At 64.3% G+C, this 16,665-nt stretch carries 16 protein-coding genes; 4 read left to right on the top strand and 12 right to left on the bottom strand.

The features are described 5' to 3' along the window. The 7 genes from pilV to grxD all read right to left on the bottom strand — a co-directional run bounded on the left by pilV (position 1) and on the right by grxD (position 7,973). A complete protein-coding gene (pilV, locus tag FHT08_RS05825) occupies positions 1–480 on the bottom strand; it encodes a type IV pilus modification protein PilV (protein ID WP_046343309.1) in 480 nt (159 codons plus the stop codon). Next, positions 477–995 carry a Tfp pilus assembly protein FimT/FimU gene (locus FHT08_RS05820; RefSeq protein WP_046343312.1) on the bottom strand — a complete coding sequence of 173 codons (519 nt, stop codon included), beginning with the start codon at positions 993–995 and terminating at the stop codon, positions 477–479. Before FHT08_RS05820 ends, pilV begins: the two co-directional genes overlap by 4 nt. 131 nt (positions 996–1,126) lie before the next feature. Next, positions 1,127–2,512: a nucleotide 5'-monophosphate nucleosidase PpnN gene (gene ppnN / locus FHT08_RS05815; protein WP_166774535.1), complete on the bottom strand. Its 1,386-nt coding sequence runs from the start codon at positions 2,510–2,512 to the stop codon at positions 1,127–1,129. A 105-nt stretch (positions 2,513–2,617) separates the two neighbouring features. Continuing rightward, on the bottom strand, positions 2,618–5,863 hold the full coding sequence (locus tag FHT08_RS05810) for a TonB-dependent receptor (protein WP_126943988.1): 3,246 nt from the start codon (positions 5,861–5,863) through the stop codon (positions 2,618–2,620). Positions 5,864–6,316: 453 nt separating this feature from the next. Next, positions 6,317–6,916 carry a YhgN family NAAT transporter gene (locus FHT08_RS05805; RefSeq protein WP_005996031.1) on the bottom strand — a complete coding sequence of 200 codons (600 nt, stop codon included), beginning with the start codon at positions 6,914–6,916 and terminating at the stop codon, positions 6,317–6,319. Beyond that, positions 6,913–7,656 carry an SDR family NAD(P)-dependent oxidoreductase gene (locus FHT08_RS05800; protein ID WP_166774534.1) on the bottom strand — a complete coding sequence of 248 codons (744 nt, stop codon included), beginning with the start codon at positions 7,654–7,656 and terminating at the stop codon, positions 6,913–6,915. Before FHT08_RS05800 ends, FHT08_RS05805 begins: the two co-directional genes overlap by 4 nt. Beyond that, positions 7,653–7,973 carry a Grx4 family monothiol glutaredoxin gene (grxD, locus tag FHT08_RS05795; RefSeq protein WP_006450539.1) on the bottom strand — a complete coding sequence of 107 codons (321 nt, stop codon included), beginning with the start codon at positions 7,971–7,973 and terminating at the stop codon, positions 7,653–7,655. Before grxD ends, FHT08_RS05800 begins: the two co-directional genes overlap by 4 nt. Before the next feature lie 121 nt (positions 7,974–8,094). Here grxD and FHT08_RS05790 point away from each other — a divergent pair, with 121 nt between their 5' ends. Further along, positions 8,095–8,673: a Fe-Mn family superoxide dismutase gene (locus FHT08_RS05790; RefSeq protein WP_166774533.1), complete on the top strand. Its 579-nt coding sequence runs from the start codon at positions 8,095–8,097 to the stop codon at positions 8,671–8,673. Between the two features lie 110 nt (positions 8,674–8,783). Here the strand turns inward: FHT08_RS05790 and FHT08_RS05785 are convergent, their stop codons facing one another. Both FHT08_RS05785 and purE read right to left on the bottom strand, forming a co-directional pair. Next, complete coding sequence (locus tag FHT08_RS05785; RefSeq protein ID WP_104606037.1) at positions 8,784–9,929, bottom strand: 5-(carboxyamino)imidazole ribonucleotide synthase; 1,146 nt, start codon at positions 9,927–9,929, stop codon at positions 8,784–8,786. After that, positions 9,926–10,429, bottom strand: a complete 504-nt coding sequence (gene purE / locus FHT08_RS05780; RefSeq protein WP_166774532.1) for a 5-(carboxyamino)imidazole ribonucleotide mutase — start codon at positions 10,427–10,429, stop codon at positions 9,926–9,928. The genes FHT08_RS05785 and purE overlap by 4 nt, the downstream gene beginning before the upstream one ends. A gap of 58 nt (positions 10,430–10,487) precedes the next feature. Between purE and FHT08_RS05775 the strand changes: the two genes are divergently transcribed. The 3 genes from FHT08_RS05775 to FHT08_RS05765 all read left to right on the top strand — a co-directional run bounded on the left by FHT08_RS05775 (position 10,488) and on the right by FHT08_RS05765 (position 12,753). After that, positions 10,488–10,757 carry a Trm112 family protein gene (locus FHT08_RS05775; RefSeq protein WP_016901089.1) on the top strand — a complete coding sequence of 90 codons (270 nt, stop codon included), beginning with the start codon at positions 10,488–10,490 and terminating at the stop codon, positions 10,755–10,757. Next, positions 10,754–11,638: a carboxylating nicotinate-nucleotide diphosphorylase gene (nadC, locus tag FHT08_RS05770; protein ID WP_104606036.1), complete on the top strand. Its 885-nt coding sequence runs from the start codon at positions 10,754–10,756 to the stop codon at positions 11,636–11,638. The genes FHT08_RS05775 and nadC overlap by 4 nt, the downstream gene beginning before the upstream one ends. A 62-nt stretch (positions 11,639–11,700) precedes the next feature. Continuing rightward, positions 11,701–12,753 (top strand): DUF2272 domain-containing protein, encoded by a 1,053-nt coding sequence (locus FHT08_RS05765; protein WP_104606035.1) that lies wholly within the window; start codon positions 11,701–11,703, stop codon positions 12,751–12,753. Between the two features lie 223 nt (positions 12,754–12,976). Here FHT08_RS05765 and pnp read toward each other — a convergent pair whose 3' ends face one another. The 3 genes from pnp to truB all read right to left on the bottom strand — a co-directional run bounded on the left by pnp (position 12,977) and on the right by truB (position 16,605). Next, entirely contained in the window at positions 12,977–15,091 is a 2,115-nt protein-coding gene (gene pnp, locus FHT08_RS05760; protein ID WP_104606034.1) for a polyribonucleotide nucleotidyltransferase, read from the bottom strand. Between the two features lie 169 nt (positions 15,092–15,260). Continuing rightward, positions 15,261–15,521, bottom strand: a complete 261-nt coding sequence (rpsO, locus tag FHT08_RS05755) for a 30S ribosomal protein S15 (RefSeq protein ID WP_166774531.1) — start codon at positions 15,519–15,521, stop codon at positions 15,261–15,263. Positions 15,522–15,678: 157 nt separating this feature from the next. Continuing rightward, complete coding sequence (gene truB, locus FHT08_RS05750) at positions 15,679–16,605, bottom strand: tRNA pseudouridine(55) synthase TruB (protein WP_166774530.1); 927 nt, start codon at positions 16,603–16,605, stop codon at positions 15,679–15,681. Positions 16,606–16,665 lie beyond the last annotated feature (60 nt).

Genomic DNA, 16,665 nt, shown 5'->3' with positions numbered 1-16,665 from the left:
TTAGATCTCCGTGCGTAACGCAAAGCTGGTCACTGCCTCAGGGTTTTCCTTGTCCCAGCGCTGATCGCCCCAACTGATCGCCACAGTGGCGACCCCATTAACATAGGTAACTGTAGCAGCAGCCTTATCTCCGAGTGCCTTGGCTACCTGACATTGCCATCTTGTTATGTTCTGGCTTACCGATACGGTTTCGCCTGTCGGATATTCACACGCGCCAGTCGCCGTCACGGCCCCAGCAGCGAATGTGGCGGCGGTGTATTGGCCGACCTGATAACGATTGGATCGCATCTGATCGATGAGGTCGTAGGCCAGATTGGTTGCTTGTGTGCGATAGTTAGCGCTTTGGACGAATCGCACATTCATGGTCTGCAGCAGCGCGAATCCAAGCAAGCCAACTGCAAGCACAAGAATGGCAATCAGCACTTCGATTAGGGTGAAGCCTGCTGTAGAACGGCGATGAAAAGAACGGTCTCGGTTCATGTGCACGCCTCTTTTTTGCTGCGGATCTGCCCGGACGCATTGACTGTTAAAGAGCGCTTCAACGGTTGCCCGCCACACTGATCGGGTTGCAACGTGACCTGTTGATCGGCAGCAGCACGGCGTCGTCCCCGCGCATCGAACGCGATGACCGTCCCTGTCGTTGGCCCCTGAACGACCAGCCTTGGATTTCCCAGCGAGTAACGGAGCACGGTTTCGCCTGAGTCATAACTCCCGTTTCCGTTTGCGTCGCTCCAGGCCATCACCCCTGCACTCCAGCTCCCGTTGCAGGCCGTTCCGTTCGCACTGCCACAGATGCCGCTGCCTTGGCCGTTCCGGATGGCTTCGCTTCTGGAAAGCGTGAGCAATGCCATCATTTCGTTATTCGACGCGGCCACCCGATTTGAGCGTAATACGCCTTGGAAACTCGGATACGCGATCGCTGCGGTGATGGCTAGCACCGCAACAGTCACCATGAGTTCGATCAATGTGAATCCGCGCATACGGACGACGGACATCAAGACGCTCCCCAGCGTTGTTGCTGGAGAGCATGAACCTTGACGCACCACCGGACAAGCACTGGACCGACAGGCGGACTGACTGGACCGACAAGCGTCATGCCGCCCCTTGCCGGTACCGTCCTAGGCGACTAAGTCACCACCCGATAACAGGGCCGGTAATCCCCTGAGATCTTCATCCGGCGCTGCTCGACAAAGCCGCGCAACAGCTCGTCCAGGGCCTGCATGATGTCTGGGTCGCCGTGAATCTCGAAGGGGCCAGATTCCTCGATGCGGCGCATGCCGTCTTCCTTGACGTTGCCGGCGACGATGCCGGAAAAGGCGCGGCGCAGATCGGCGGCCAACGCGGGAGCCGGGCGGCCGTGGTGCAGGTCCAGGGCGGCCATGGCCTCGTGGCTGGGTTCGAACGGCTGCTGGTACTCGAGCGGGATGTGCACGGACCAGTTGAAGTAGTACGAGTCCTTGTGATCCTTGCGGTGCGCACGTACCGTGTGGATGCCTTCGGCCATGCGACGCGCCACGGCGACCGGGTCGCCGACGATGATCTCGTAGCGGGAAGCGACAGCTTCGCCTAGGGTGAGCCGGATGAAGCGGTCGATCTGCTCGAAATACGGCGCGGCAATGGTCGGGCCGGTCAGGATCAGCGGGAACGGCAGGTCGGCGTTCTCCTCGCGCAGCAGGATGCCGAGCAGGTAGAGGATTTCTTCTGCCGTGCCGACGCCGCCCGGAAACACAAGGATGCCGTGACCGATGCGGACGAAGGCCTCCAGGCGCTTTTCGATATCCGGCATGATTACCAGGTGGTTGACGATCGGGTTCGGCGACTCGGCGGCGATGATGCCCGGCTCTGTCACACCGATGTAGCGCGTGTGATGCTTGCGCTGCTTGGCGTGTGCAATGGTGGCTCCCTTCATCGGGCCCTTCATGGCGCCCGGGCCGCAGCCGGTGCAGATGTCCAGGCCGCGCAGGCCCAGTTCGTAGCCCACCTGCTTGGTATAGAGGTATTCGTCGCGCGAGATGGAATGGCCGCCCCAGCATACGACCAGGTTCGGGTCCGACGGCTGCAGGATGCGCGCGTTGCGCAGCTGCCCGAACACTGCATTGGTGATGCCTTCGCTGGTATCCAGATCCCCGCGCTGGGCTTCGAGCTCGATCGCCATGTAGGCCAGGTCGCGCACCACGGCGAACAGCAGCTCGGCCACACCCCGGATGATCTCGCCATCGACGAAGGCCATTGCCGGTGCGTTGCTCAGATCGATGCGGATGCCGCGATCCTGCTGGTTCACCTGGATATCGAAATCCGGATACAGGTCGCGCGCGGCGCGCGGGTCGTCCGACGCGCTACCACTGGTGAGCACGGCCAGCGCACACCGGCGCAACAGCTCGTGCATGCCGCCGCTGGAGGCGTCGCGCAGACGCGCCACTTCCGCCTTGGACAACACATCCAGGCCACCGCGCGGATAGATCCGCGCATCCACCACCGGCAGCGCCCGTGCTGCCGTACTGCTGAGTTCCATAGCTTGCTCCTGTCGTATCTCAGAACTTTAGCGTACTCACCCGCACAAAAGAAAACGGCCGGGAGAACCCGGCCGTTTTTGCAAGCTTCGACACGCTAGCCAGCTTTAGAACTGGTAGCGGAAGCCCAGCTGCAGCGCCCAGCGGGAGATGCCGCGATCGTCGTAGACCGTGGACTGGTCCGGGGTATTGAAGCGGTACACGTACTTGCCGCTGGCCGCATCGACACCACCGTATTCCACCACACCACGCATGCCCGGGAAGCCGTACTCTTCGACACGGCCCCACTTCTTGTTCAGCAGGTTGCCGACGTTCATGACGTCAAGCCAGAGAGAGGCCTTGTTGTCCTTGAAGAAGCCGGGGATCTCCTGCTCGATGTGCAGGTCGAACTGGTTGATCCAGGAGTTGCGCGCGCCGTTGCGCTCGGCCACCTGACCACGGCGGGCAGCCAGATACTCGTTGCCTTCGATGTAGTTCCAGAACGCCTGTTCTTCTCGAGCGGTACCGAACAGCACATCGCCGCGGCCGGCCGGGATATACAACAGGTCGTTCAGGCGGCCGTCGCCATTGGCGTCGTTGTCGAACGCATAGCTATACGGGCGACCATTGCGACCTTGGTAGATCAGGCCCAACTTGGTCTCGTAGTCGCCGAAGAACGCATGCTTCCAGTTCAACGTGCCGAGGATGCTGTTCTTCACTTCGTACGCAGCGGTCGAGGCAACATTTTCGTTGGCCTGGAAGACCGCATTGTTGCCCAGCTGCGAACCCGAGGTCGAACTGGTCAGGCCGCTGACTTCGTCGGCGTCGGTGTAGGTGTAGTACAAGCCCCACGACCAGTCGCCGCCATTGAAGGGTTTGTTCAGGCCGACGGTGAAGCTCTCGCTGCCGCCCTTATCGGTTGGGCGCGCGATGATCGCATCGTTGAAGCGCCCATCACGCGAGCCGCGCGCATCGACCACCGAGGCGGTGCCGCGCACACAAGCCGCCGGAGCGCCGGCACCGGTCGGGTTACGGCCGTCGTCCAACCAGCAGGCCGGATTCAAGCCTGCAGTATTCCAGTACAGGTTACGACCATCCTGACCCACGCGGCTGGTATTGCCCAGATTGAGCTGCTGGTAGTAGATCGCCTCGTTGACCTTGGTCACCACCGCCTCGGCAGATGCCACGATGCCGTACCAGGGCAGCTCGGTATCGAATGCCAGGTTGGCCTTCCATACCGACGGCTGACCCAGCTTGCTGTCGACGAAATCGACGGACTGCGTAGCGCCATTCAACGAACCATTACCGATCGGCTGGTTATTGATGTCAGGCGTGAAACGAATGCCATTGGTGTTCACCAGTGTCTGGCTGGAGAAGTTGTAATCGGTGTACGCCAGGCCGGTGTTGGAGTACGGGTTGGACAACCACACGGTTGCCGCGGCACCCTGGAACAGACCCACGCCGCCACGCAGCTGGGTCGGGCGGTCGCTGTCGAAGGTGTAGTTGAAACCGAAGCGCGGCTCAAACAGGCCGTTGCCGTCGATGGTCTGGTCGTTGCGGAAACCGAACAGCGTCGAGGCGGTTGCGTTGTAGGCCGGGCTGTTCTTGACCATCGGTTCGTCGTAACGCACACCGAACGTCAGCGTCAGGTTGTTGTTGACGGCCCAGGTGTCCTGCAGGAAGACGCCGACATTGCGCATGCCCCAGTCTGCGGCGATGTCGTCGATGTTTCCGCTGTTGGACCGCGAATAACGATAGTTCAGCGGGCGATTGGCGGCGTAGTCGGCAATCGAGTTGAACGTGTAGGAACCGAAGACGCGCTGGCCGAACAGGTTGAACAGATCGTTGTCTTCGTAGTCGAAGCCGAACTTGACGGTGTGGTCGTTCAAGAACAACGTGCCGGCAAAGAAGGCATTCCAGGTTTCGGTTCGCAGTTCGTTGGCCTGGGTGCTCTGCTCGGTGCCCAGGTTGACGGTGTTGTTACCGATGCGCACAGCAACGGCCGGCAGCTGCGATGCAGCAGTACGCACGGCCGAGTAGTCGCGGTAAGACACCTTGGCTTCGGTCGAGAAGGTGTCGGTCCAATCGCTGAACAACTGGGCCGTATAGGTCTTGAGGCTGAAGTCGCGCACGTAGTGATACGAATTCAGCGACAGCGCCTGATTGCCGAAACCGTTGAGGTTGGCAGTGCTCTGCTCGCTCTCGCCATAACGGAACGAGGCGCGATGCTTGTCGGAGATGTTCCAGTCAAGCTTGAAGCCCTTTTCTTCCGAATCCGAATCGAGCGCTGGCAGCGCCAGGGTTCCCGGGTCAAACCCGTAGACGTTACGTGAGATGTCGATGATCCGATCGATGTCCGCCTGCGGGATCTGCACGATGTTGCTCGCGCCAGAACCGATCGGGCCGTAGCCGGAGGCTCCGGTGAACACGCCCTTGCCCTTGTACTTTTCGTAGTTGGCGAAGAAGAACAGCTTGTCCTTGATGACCGGGCCGCCCAGGGTCAGGCCGTAGGTGGTTTCGTTATCGAACAGCTGCGGGCGGATATCGTTCTGGTTCTTGCCCGACCAATCGTTCTCACGGTAGGTGCCGTACACCGAACCGTGGAACTCGTTGGTACCGGACTTGGTGACCGCATTGATCACGCCGCCGGTGGCGCCGGTGATGGTGACGTCGTAGTTGGCGACGTCGACGGAGATTTCGTCGATGACATCCATCGAGAACGGCTGGCGCGGCGTCGGCAAGCCGTTGGATTCCAGGCCGAACGCGTCGTTGGTGCTGATACCGTCGACACGGATCAGGTTGAAGCGCGGATTCTGGCCGCCCACGGAAATTTCATTACGCGCCTTGTCGGTCTGCGCCACGCGCGGATCCAGACGTACGTAGTCCTGCAGGTTGCGGTTGATCGACGGCAGCGATTCGATCTGCTCGCGGGTCACGTTGGTGCCGGTGCCCATCTTGTTGGCGCTGAACAGCGCCGAGCCGTAATCGCCACCGATGGCCTGTACCGCGCCCAGCGTGGTCACGTCACCGCCCAGGGATGCGTCGACGCTATTGACCTGATTGAGGTTCAGGTACACGCCCTCTTCCGTCTTCGTCCCTTCACCCGACTTGGTGATCGTGATGGTGTACGGCCCGCCCACACGCAGGCCGCGCGCGTTGTAGCGTCCACTGGCATCGGTGGTGGCGCGGCTGACGGTTCCCGATTCGACGTGGGTGATCGTCACTTCGGCATTCGGCACCGGCTGACCGCCGCTGCTGGTAACCAGGCCAGCGACGCCGGCAGAGGTGCTCTGAGCGAACACGGGGGCGGCGGCGAGCGCGGCAACAAGGCCAAGCGTCAGCTTGGACATGCGAAGACAACGGGGGTGGGTCATTTCGGTAGCCTCGATACAGGTTGGGCAGTGACAAAAAGGCGCAGTCAGCCCAACCGTTCCCGGGGGTGGGCTGCCGATGATCTGGGGTCCCTCGCCGCGCGGCGGTTGCTGCCGCAACGGTTAACAACAGATTAACACGCTAAGGCCTGATTGTGACGGCGGCGTGACAAAGTTCGCGCAGTGCAACATGAACTTCGCATGTGAAGGCGTAAACGCCAACTTGCGCAAAGTCGCGCGGCATCTGCGACCAGCGTCGCGCTATTGAGCCAATTGATCGAAAACAGGGCTCATTTGGCCCGAAAGCGCGGCAAGGGCTGTCGAAGGCCCTTGTTACAGAGGCATCCCGGCGCCGCCGGCGGCTTGCACCGCTACGCGTCAGTGGCGTGGCTTCAGATTCTCGCTAGGCAGTGTCACAGATCGCTCCACTCCCCTGCCCGCCTATCACCGACCGGCTCAGATCGACACCGGCAGCTTGAAATAAGTCCCCAGGCCATCCAGGAACATCTGCACCGAAATGGCCACCAGCAACATGCCCATCAGGCGCTCGATCGCGGTCAGTGCGCGATGACCGAGCAGTTTGTACAACAGCGGGGCCGAGGCCAGGATGGTGGATGCACCGATCCAGGCGATCATCAAGGCCAGGCTCCAATCCCACAGCCGGGTGGGTTCGTTGCTGCCCATCAGCATCACCGCCGCCATCCCGGACGGGCCGGCCACCAGCGGGATCGCCAGCGGCACGATGAAGGGCTCGCCATCGGGGATCTCGCCCATCAGGCCTTCCGGACGCGGGAAGATCATGCGGATACCGATCAGAAACAGCACGATGCCGCCGGCGATCGCCACCGACTCCTGGCGCAGGTGCATCAGCTCCAGCGCGTACTTGCCGCCCCACAGAAACGCCATCAGCACGCACAGGGCGATCAGCAACTCGCGCGCGAGCACGAAGCGCTGCCGCTTCGGTGGCAGCGGCTTGAGCACGCTGAGAAACACCGGGATGTTGCCCAGCGGGTCGAGGATCAGGAACAGCAGCAGCGCCGCCGAAAGAATGGTCATGCGGAAGGGCTCCAGATCGCACCGCGGTGCGAAGCACCTGCCATGGACAACAAGGTGACGCAGGCGGACGCATAGCGCGCGGGGTCCACCGCGTCGCTGTCTTCCTGATGGGTAAAGGCGCGCGCGCGCAAGGCGGTGCGCATCGGGCCGGGCTGCAGTCCGCTGATGCGGACCGGGCCGGCGACGGTTTCGTGATGCAGGCTGGCGAGCAGGCCACGCTGCGCATGCTGGGCAGCGCCATAGGCGCCCCAATAGGCCTGGCCAACGCGTGCAGGGTCGTCGACGACGAAGACCACCGCCGCATCGACCTGCCGCCGCAGCAGCGGCAGGCAGGCCTGGGTCAACCAAGCGCGCGCAGTGAGGTTGATATGGAGGTTGCGTGCAAAATCGGCAGGCGCCGCGAGTTCGGCCGGGGTCAAGCCGGCGAAATCGGCAGCGCAGTGCAGCAGGCCGTGCAGGCCGGCGAGCTCGGCCTGCAGCCGCTGCGCCAGCGCGGCGTAGTCCTCCGGCGTGGCGCCGGCCAGATCCAGCGGATACAGCGACGGCTCCGGCCCCAGCTTGGCAACTGCGTCATAGATGCGCTCCAGCGGGCGCAGCTTGCGACCGAGCAATACCACGGTCGCACCGGCGCATGCACACGCCTGCGCCGCAGCGCTCCCCAGGCCGCCGGCTGCACCGGTGATCAGCACCACGCGGCCGGCAAGCGCCGCCGCATCGGGCCGGGCCTGCGCCAGACTCACGGCTGATAGGCCTCGCTGACGATGCGCTTGAGCTCGCCGGCTTCGAACAGTTCCAGCGTGATGTCGCAACCGCCGATCAGCTCGCCGTGGATGAACAATTGCGGGAAGGTCGGCCAGTTGGAATAGCGTGGTAGATTGGCGCGCACTTCAGGCTCTTCGAGCACGTTGACCGTGCGCAGCTGGTCGGCGCCGGCAGCGACCAACGCCTGCACCGCGCGGCTGGAAAACCCGCACATCGGAAATTGCGGGGTACCTTTCATGAACAGCACGATCGGGTGTTGTTCGACTTCGGCCTGGATCCGTTCCATCACCGGCATTGGACTCTCCTGACTGGGAGCGGCAGGCCCGACCGCCGGGTCGGATAGACTTCCGCAAAGGCGCGCATTGTAAGCCTTCAGCGCGACCTGTCGCCGCACTCCCTTCGCTGCCCTTGCCATCATGCCGATCGAACACCTTGCATTGCCCTACTCCCGCGCTGCCCTGGAGCCGCATCTTTCCGCCGCCACATTGGAGGCGCACCACGGCATCTGTCACCGCAACGAGGTCGATCGGCTCAATGCGCGCATCGAAGGCAGCGAGTTCGCCGAGCTGACGCTGGAAGACATCATCGCGCAGGCGCAAGGCACGCTGTTCCATCTGGCCGCGCAGGTGTGGAACCACAATTTCTATTGGCAGTGCCTGCGCCCACGCGGCGGCGGCGAGCCACTGGGCCGGCTGGCCGACCGCATCGCCAAATCGTTCGGCGACTTCGTGCATTTCAAGCAGGAATTCAACCGCGTCGCCGTGGGCACCTTCGGCTCGGGCTGGGTGTGGCTGGTGCAGCGTCCGGATGGCGCACTGGCGGTCGTCGCCACGCCGAATGCGTCCACGCCGCTCACCGGGCCGGACACCCCGCTGCTCGCCTGCGACCTCTGGGAGCACGCCTATTACCTGGATTACCGGCAGGACCGCGCGCAATATCTGGACGCGTTCTGGAAGTTGATCAACTGGGAGTTCGTGGCCAGCCGGTTGGGCTAGCGGCCCGCGCCGTTGCAACGGCGCATTTGGAGGCACCGCGCACTGCTGTCCATCTTCGCCACGAATGCACATCAACCAGGCCACGGCAGCGCCACCGATGGTTCTGCGAATTACCCTTCGCTCAAACGCGCGAGCACCGGTTCCACCTGCGCATCACGCTGCAACGCGGTGCCTGCTTCGCTCAATGTCTGTGCAAGCGCCTGCGGCGTCTCGGCGCGCAGCGTGGCGTGGCCGACCTTGCGGCCCTCGCGCGCCTGCTTGCCGTAGTCGTGCCAATGCCCACCGGGCACCGCCAAAAATGCGGCAGCATCCGGCATCGCGCCCAGCCAGTTGAGCATGCAGGCATGCCCGCGCATCGCGGTGCTGCCGAGCGGCAAACCCAGCACCGCGCGCACATGATTTTCGAACTGCGAGGTTTCGGCACCTTCGATGGTCCAGTGCCCGGAGTTGTGCACGCGCGGCGCCATCTCGTTGGCGAGCAGCTGGCCATCGCGCACGAACAGTTCCAGCGCGAAGACGCCGACGTAGTCCAGGCGCTCGGCGATCGCGCGCGCATGCGCCTGTGCCGCAGCCTGCAACCCGGCATCCACACGCGCTGGCGCAAGACTGGCCGAGAGCACGCCGTCCACATGCCAGTTCTCGGTCAGCGGCCAGGCGCGCAATTCGCCGTCGCGCCCACGCACTGCCACCACGCTGACCTCGCGCTCGAACGGCACGAAGGCCTCCACGATCAGCCCGACCTTCTCCGCCTGCGCGCCGAGCGCGTCCCACGCGGCATCGGCATCGGCAAGCGCCTTGATGCGGAACTGGCCCTTGCCGTCGTAGCCGAAGCGACGCGTCTTGAGCACGCACGGCGTGCCGATACGGGCCAATGCGGCGTCGAGTCCTGCACGGTCGTCGATGGCAGCGAACTCGGGCACCGGAATGCCGAGCTCGCGGAAGAGGGTTTTTTCGCTGAGCCGGTCCTGCGCCACCGCCAATGCGGCAGCGCTGGGGAACACCGGCACCTGCGCGGCCAACTGCTGCGCGCCGGCGGCCGGCACGTTCTCGAAATCGAAGGTGATCACATCCACCTGTGCGGCGAATGCGGCAAGCGCGGACGTGTCGTCGAAGGCGCCGACCTGCAGCGGCGCCACCTGCCCTGCGCAGGCATCGGCGGCCGGGTCGAACACCGCAAAGCGCAAGCCCAACGGCGCGCCGGCCAACACCAGCATGCGGGCCAGCTGGCCGCCACCCAGAATGCCGACCGTGGTCATTGGCGCGGGTCGTCGCTGGCCATGACATCGTCGGTCTGCCTGGCGCGGAACTGCGCCAGCGCCTGACCGATCTGCGCCTGCTCCGGTGCCAGCATCGCTGCGGCGAACAAGGCCGCATTGGCCGCGCCGGCATTGCCGATCGCAAACGTCGCCACCGGAATGCCGGCCGGCATCTGCACGATCGACAGCAGCGAATCCATGCCGTTGAGCGCCTTGGACTGTACCGGCACACCGAGCACCGGCACCGCCGTCTTGGCCGCCAGCATGCCCGGCAGATGCGCCGCACCACCGGCACCGGCGATGATCGCGCGCAGACCGCGCGGGCCAGCCTGCTCGGCATAGCTGAACAACACATCCGGTGTGCGGTGCGCCGAAACCACCTTGACTTCGTAAGGCACGCCCAGCGCATCGAGCTTCTGAGCTGCGTGTTGCATGGTTTCCCAATCGGAACGGGAACCCATCACGATGCCGACCAGCGGCGCGGAGTGGTTGGAGGTCATGGCCCTGCCCTGCGGTAAAGACGTATTCTAGCCATCTTCCACGCAAGACAAGACTTCGATGGATCGCAAACTGCTCGACCTGCTGTGCTCGCCCGACACCCGCCAGCCGCTTTCGCTGCTCGACGGCAAGGGCCTGGAGGCACTCAACACCGCCATCGCCGGCGGAACCCTGCAGCGTGCCGACGGCACCGCGCAGGCACAGCCACTGCGCGAGGCACTGATCACGCGCGACCGCAAGCAGATCTTCCGCGTCGACGACGGCATTCCGGTGCTGCTGGCCGAAGAAGCCATCGGCACTGCGCAGATCGCCGACTTCCCCGAAAAGTGAATTCTCCCCTGCGCACCACCGTGCCGGAGGCACCACCGGCCGCACTGGTGGACGCCGATGTGGCGCGCGCGCTGGCCGAGGACATCGGCACCGGCGATGTGACCGCAGCGCTGTTGCCCGATCGGGCCGACAGCGCGTATCTGCTGTGCAAGCAGGACGCCGTGATCGCCGGGCGTCCCTGGTTCGACGCCACGCACCGCGCGCTCGATCCGCAGGTGCGGATCGACTGGCAGGTGCACGAAGGCCAGCACGTCGCCGCCGGCACGGTGCTGGCGCTGCTGCATGGCCGCAGCCGCAGCCTGGTCAGCGCCGAGCGCACCTCGCTCAATTTCCTGCAGACGCTGTCGGCCACCGCGACCGCCACCGCTGCATACGTCGCTGCCGTGGCCGGCACCGGAACGCGCATCCTGGATACGCGCAAGACGCTGCCGGGCCTGCGCGCCGCGCAGAAGTACGCCGTGCGCTGCGGCGGTGGCGACAATCACCGCATCGGCCTGTTCGACACGGTGATGCTCAAGGAAAACCATATCCGCACCGCCGGGTCGCTGAGCGCCGCCGTGCATGCCGCACGTGCGCAGCAACCACAGTTGCCGCTGGTGGTCGAGGTGGAAACACTGGAGCAGTTGCGCGAAGCCTTGCAGGTCGGCTGCACGCGCATCCTGATCGACGATTTCGACCCGGCAATGCGTCGCGACGCGGTGCGCATCGTTGCCACCCTGCCGCGAGAACAACGCATTCCGCTGGAAGTCTCCGGCAGCGTGGATCTGGCCGGCATTGCCGCCATTGCGGCCGATGGCGTGGATTGCATCTCCATCGGCGGGCTCACCAAGCACGTGCACGCGGTCGATCTGTCGCTCAAACTGGGCCCGCCGCCGCGCTGATTTCACGCTTGCCCGCAGCCGGCTCTGTCAGCCTGCTGCGATTGTTCTGTGCAGGATCTGCGATGACTGGAAAACCTTGGCCGTGGCTCTATCTGGTGTTGGCGGCATGGGGCGGCACCGCGGCCGCCGCGGAAGTCTGCGATGTGCCCCCGCGCTTCGGCACCAGCCCTGCGGCAATCGCCATCGTGCGCAGCGCCTGCAACGAGCACCGCCTGTGGCAGCACCCGTTTATCGATGCCAAGGGCCGTCTGGCCAGCCTGGGCGTGACCGAGGCCGAATCGGGCTATCTGGCCGACCACGGCGTGGTCGCCTGGCAACGCGTGGCCGGCTACTGGCGCGACAGCGGCACGCTGGCATCGATGGGCGGCCGCCCCGGCGCATCGAGCTGCGCGGCACTGGATGGCACGCGCTATACCGCCAGCGATTGCCGCGCGTTCCTGGTCGACAACCCGTGGTCGGCCGCCTTCATCTCCTGGGTGATGACGCAGGCCGGCCTGAGCGGTTTCCATCGCTCTGCACGCCATCTGGATTACATCCGCAGCGCCTACAACGATGGCGCCAGCGGCCCGTACCAGTTCACTGACCCGGCGGTAGAGAAGCCCGCCCCCGGCGATCTGCTGTGCCTGCTGCGCGGGCGCAGCGCCGCGCTCGGCTACGCCGGCCTCAAGGCCGGGCTTGGCGGCAGCGCGCCGATGCCGTGGCAATCGCATTGCGATGTGGTGGTGGCTGCCAACGTCGGTGGCGATCGCACCCTGTATCTGATCGGCGGCAATGTGTTCAATACGGTGATGATGCGCAAGATGCCGCTGGACCGCGCCGGCCGCGTGGAGTTGCCGACACCGCAGTCCGACGGCAGCCAGGACCAGAGCGAGGACGGCCTGGGCATCGCCAGCGAGTGCACGCCGGCACACGAAGAACTCTGCGATTTCAATCGACGCGACTGGGCGGCCCTGTTGAAGCTGCGTCCGGATGCGGTACTGACCGCACCACCGCCGGTCGAGCAGCTGCCTTCGCCAACCACCTTGCCCACGGACCAGACGATGCCGCCGGGTTTCCCACGCGTGGTGCCGCCGCGTCCGGAAGCACAGCCCGAGCCGAAACAACAGCCCAGGTAAGCAGGGCTCAAACCCCTCTCCCGTCGGGAGAGGGGTTGGGGTGAGGGTACGAAGGCGATGCCTTGGCCAAGGTTCAACCGCACGATGCTTCGCCCGTACCCTCATCCGCCCCTGCGGGGCACCTTCTCCCGCAGGAGAAGGATCAAGTCACGCGCCATTGCCGGACAGCCAACGAAAAAGCGGGCCGAAGCCCGCTTTTTCGTGACGCGTCAAACAGTGACAGTTACTCGGCAGACGCCGGCAGGCCTTCGCCTTCTTCCACTGCCTTGATCGACAGACGGATACGGCCCTGCTTGTCCACTTCCAGCACCTTGACGCGGACCAGATCGCCTTCCTTCAGCTTGTCGCCGACCTTTTCCACGCGCTCGCTGGAGATCTGCGAGACGTGCACCAGGCCGTCCTTGCCCGGCAGGATGGTGACGAACGCACCGAAGTCCATGATCTTGGCGACCTTGCCTTCGTAGATGCGGCCCGGCTCCACGTCCGAGGTGATCTGCTCGATGCGCGACTTCGCAGCTTGCGCAGCAATGGCGTTGACCGAGGCGATGATGATCGTGCCGTCGTCCTGGATGTCGATCTGGGTACCGGTTTCCTTGGTGATGGCCTGGATGGTCGAACCACCCTTGCCGATCACTTCGCGGATCTTGTCCGGGTGGATCTTGATGGTCAGCAGACGCGGCGCGTAATCGCTCAGCTCCAGACGCGGGGTGGTCAGGGCATGCGCCATCTCGCCGAGGATGTGCAGACGGCCGGCCTTGGCCTGCTGCAATGCCTGCTTCATGATCTCTTCGGTGATGCCTTCGATCTTGATGTCCATCTGCAGCGCGGACACGCCTTCGGCAGTACCGGCCACCTTGAAGTCCATGTCGCCGAGGTGATCTTCATCGCCCAGGATGTCCGACAGCACGACGAAGTCGTTGCCTTCCTTGACCAGACCCATCGCGATACCGGCGACCGGCGCCTTGATCGGCACACCGGCGTCCATCAGCGCCAGCGAGCTGCCGCAGACCGATGCCATCGAGGACGAACCGTTGGACTCGGTGATTTCCGAGACCACGCGGATGGTGTACGGGAACTCTTCCAGGCTCGGCATCACCGCCAGTACGCCGCGCTTGGCCAGACGGCCATGGCCGATCTCGCGACGCTTCGGCGCACCGAAGCGACCGCACTCGCCCACCGAGTACGGAGGGAAGTTGTAATGGAACAGGAAGTTCTCTTTGTACTCGCCCGAGACGGCGTCGATGACCTGACCGTCGCGTGCGGTGCCGAGCGTGGTGATCACGATGGCCTGGGTCTCGCCGCGGGTGAACAGCGCCGAGCCATGGGTACGCGGCAGCACGCCGGCCTTGGCGCTGATCGGACGCACGGTATCCAGTGCACGGCCGTCGATGCGCACCTTGGTGCTCAGCACCGAGCCGCGCATGGTCTGGTATTCCAGCTCGCCGAATTCCTTGGACAGATCACCGGCAGCCCAGCCTTCGATCGTGGCGCGCGGTGCCAGCGCACCCAGCACGTCCTTCTTGATCGCCGAAATCGCATCGCGGCGCTGCAGCTTGTCGCGCACCTGGAAGGCCGAAGCGAGCTGCTCGCCCACTGCTTCCTTCAGCGCGGCGATCATGCCGTCGTTCTTGGCCGGAGCCACCCAGTCGGACGGCTTGGTGCCGGCTTCGACGGTCAGCTCGTTGATGATGTTGATGACCTTCTGCATCTCGCGATGGCCGAACGTCACCGCGCCCAGCATCACTTCTTCCGACAGCAGCTCGGCTTCGGACTCGACCATCAGCACCGCATTGGCGGTACCGGCCACGACCAGCTCCAGCTGCGAATCCTTCAGCTCGGTCACGGTCGGGTTGAGGATGTATTCGCCATTCTTGTAACCGACCTTCGCCGCAGCGATCGGGCCGTTGAACGGAGTGCCGGCCAGCGACAGCGCGGCCGATGCGCCGATCAGCGCGGCGATATCGCCGTCGATGTCCGGGTTCATCGACATCACGGTGGCGATGATCTGCACTTCGTTCTTGTAGTCCTCGGGGAACAGCGGACGGATCGGGCGATCGATCAGGCGCGAGATCAACGTTTCCTTCTCGGTCGCACGTCCTTCGCGCTTGAAGAAGCCGCCCGGGATGCGGCCGCCGGCGTAGAACTTCTCCTGGTAATCAACCGTCAGAGGAAAGAAGTCCTGTCCTTCGCGCGCGCTCTTGGCGGCGACGGCGGTGACCAGCAGTACGGTGTCGTCGAACTTGACGATGACGGCGCCGCCTGCCTGGCGAGCGATTTCGCCCGTCTCCAGGGTGACGGTGTGCTTGCCGTACTGGAAGGTTTTGGTGATTTTTGCCACGGAGGTTTTTTCCCTTAGGTGTTGCTGTCTTCGTTGGACCGTCGTCGACCCATGCCGAGAACGGGCGGCCGGGAGGCTCCGGCCCATGAACCACATGCTGCAGATAACGTGATGCGAATGACCAAAACAAAGCCGCGGCGCATCGCTGCGCCGCGGCGGTATGACTCGATTAGCGGCGCAGGCCGAGCTTCTCGATCAAGGACTTGTAACGCTCGTTGTCATTCTTCTTCAGGTAGTCGAGCAGGCTGCGGCGGCGGTTGACCATCTGCAGCAGGCCACGACGGCTGTGGTGATCCTTCTTGTGGGTCTTGAAGTGGCCGGTCAGCAGCTCGATGCGCGCGGTCAGCAGGGCGACCTGCACTTCCGGCGAACCGGTGTCCTGTGCGCTGCGCTTGTTGTCTTCAATAACTTTCTGGGTGTCGACGGACATGATGTTTACTCGATAGATGCGTGGTCGGCAGGAACGTGCATGACGCACCGCCGGACTCGCCGTTTGCTAGGGATGAGCGCGCTTGGCGCTGGAGATGCCCCGATTGGGGCCGCAAAATTGTAACGTCGTGCGGGCCCGGGAACAAGTTGACCAAAACTTAACAAGCTACGGCGTCGTTCAGTCCATTGAATAGACGCTGCGGCGACAAACGCCCCTCCGCGTCCACCAGGCCTAGCCCCGAGGGGATTCCGTCCGGTCCGAACACGGCCACCTGGCCGGTCGGAAATGCGGCATCGCGCAGGCGCTGGCCCATGCGAAAACGTGCCGCATGCGATGCATCGAGCACGATCCGCGCAAAATCGGCCAGTCCGGCCTCGATCGGCAACAACAGCTCCTGCGCGTCGGTGCCCGCCTCCAGGGCTGCCGACAACGCCTCCAGCGTGATCATCTGCGGCGCGCGAAACGGCTCGACCCAGAGCCGGCGCAGCGAGGCGATATGCGCACCGCAGCCAAGCACCTCGCCCAGATCGCGCGCCAGGCTGCGGATGTAGGTGCCCGAGCCGCAGGTCACGCGCAACTTCAGCCGCGACGCGGCGTAACCGAGTACCTCGATCGCATGTACATCGACCTCGCGCACCGGCGCGGCGATCACCTCGCCCCGGCGTGCCTTGGCGTACAGCGGCTCGCCGCCCTGCTTGAGCGCGGAATAGATCGGCGCTTGTTGGCGGATACGGCCGATGAAGGGCGTCAGCGCCGCACGCAGCGCGCCTTCGTCCAGTGCCGGCACCGCACACTCGCGCAACATCTGGCCATCGGCATCGTCGGTATCGGTGGTGACACCCAGCACGATCTCGGCGTCGTAGGCCTTGGCCGCACCGAGCAGCAGGCCGGCAATCTTGGTGGCCTCGCCCAGACACAGCGGCAGCAAGCCGGTGGCCAGCGGGTCCAGGCTGCCGGTGTGGCCGCCCTTTTCGGCACGCAACAAGCGGCGCGCGGACTGCAAGGCCGTGTTGGAGCTGACTCCAGCCGGCTTGTCGAGCAACAGGATGCCGTGCAACGGGCGATAGACGATACGGGGTTTCAACAGATCGGTGCTCGAATCGGGCACTGTGCGCGCCCGTTGAAATCAGGGCCGCTGATCGAC

Source organism: Xanthomonas sp. CFBP 8151 (assembly GCF_011761885.1).
Taxonomy (GTDB): domain Bacteria; phylum Pseudomonadota; class Gammaproteobacteria; order Xanthomonadales; family Xanthomonadaceae; genus Xanthomonas; species Xanthomonas arboricola_B.
This window is presented reverse-complemented; position numbering and strand designations above follow the sequence as displayed.

Excerpts from the sequence above, each read along its gene's own strand:
- FHT08_RS05775 (WP_016901089.1), top strand. The coding sequence starts at position 10,488 with ATGGATCGCAAACTGCTCGACCTGCTGTGCTCGCCCGACACCCGCCAG.
- purE (WP_166774532.1), bottom strand. The coding sequence starts at position 10,429 with ATGACCTCCAACCACTCCGCGCCGCTGGTCGGCATCGTGATGGGTTCC.
- FHT08_RS05805 (WP_005996031.1), bottom strand. The coding sequence starts at position 6,916 with ATGACCATTCTTTCGGCGGCGCTGCTGCTGTTCCTGATCCTCGACCCG.
- pilV (WP_046343309.1), bottom strand. The coding sequence starts at position 480 with ATGAACCGAGACCGTTCTTTTCATCGCCGTTCTACAGCAGGCTTCACC.
- FHT08_RS05785 (WP_104606037.1), bottom strand. The coding sequence starts at position 9,929 with ATGACCACGGTCGGCATTCTGGGTGGCGGCCAGCTGGCCCGCATGCTG.
- FHT08_RS05790 (WP_166774533.1), top strand. The coding sequence starts at position 8,095 with ATGCCGATCGAACACCTTGCATTGCCCTACTCCCGCGCTGCCCTGGAG.
- FHT08_RS05820 (WP_046343312.1), bottom strand. The coding sequence starts at position 995 with ATGTCCGTCGTCCGTATGCGCGGATTCACATTGATCGAACTCATGGTG.
- rpsO (WP_166774531.1), bottom strand. The coding sequence starts at position 15,521 with ATGTCCGTCGACACCCAGAAAGTTATTGAAGACAACAAGCGCAGCGCA.
- FHT08_RS05810 (WP_126943988.1), bottom strand. The coding sequence starts at position 5,863 with ATGACCCACCCCCGTTGTCTTCGCATGTCCAAGCTGACGCTTGGCCTT.
- ppnN (WP_166774535.1), bottom strand. The coding sequence starts at position 2,512 with ATGGAACTCAGCAGTACGGCAGCACGGGCGCTGCCGGTGGTGGATGCG.
- grxD (WP_006450539.1), bottom strand. The coding sequence starts at position 7,973 with ATGCCGGTGATGGAACGGATCCAGGCCGAAGTCGAACAACACCCGATC.
- FHT08_RS05765 (WP_104606035.1), top strand. The coding sequence starts at position 11,701 with ATGACTGGAAAACCTTGGCCGTGGCTCTATCTGGTGTTGGCGGCATGG.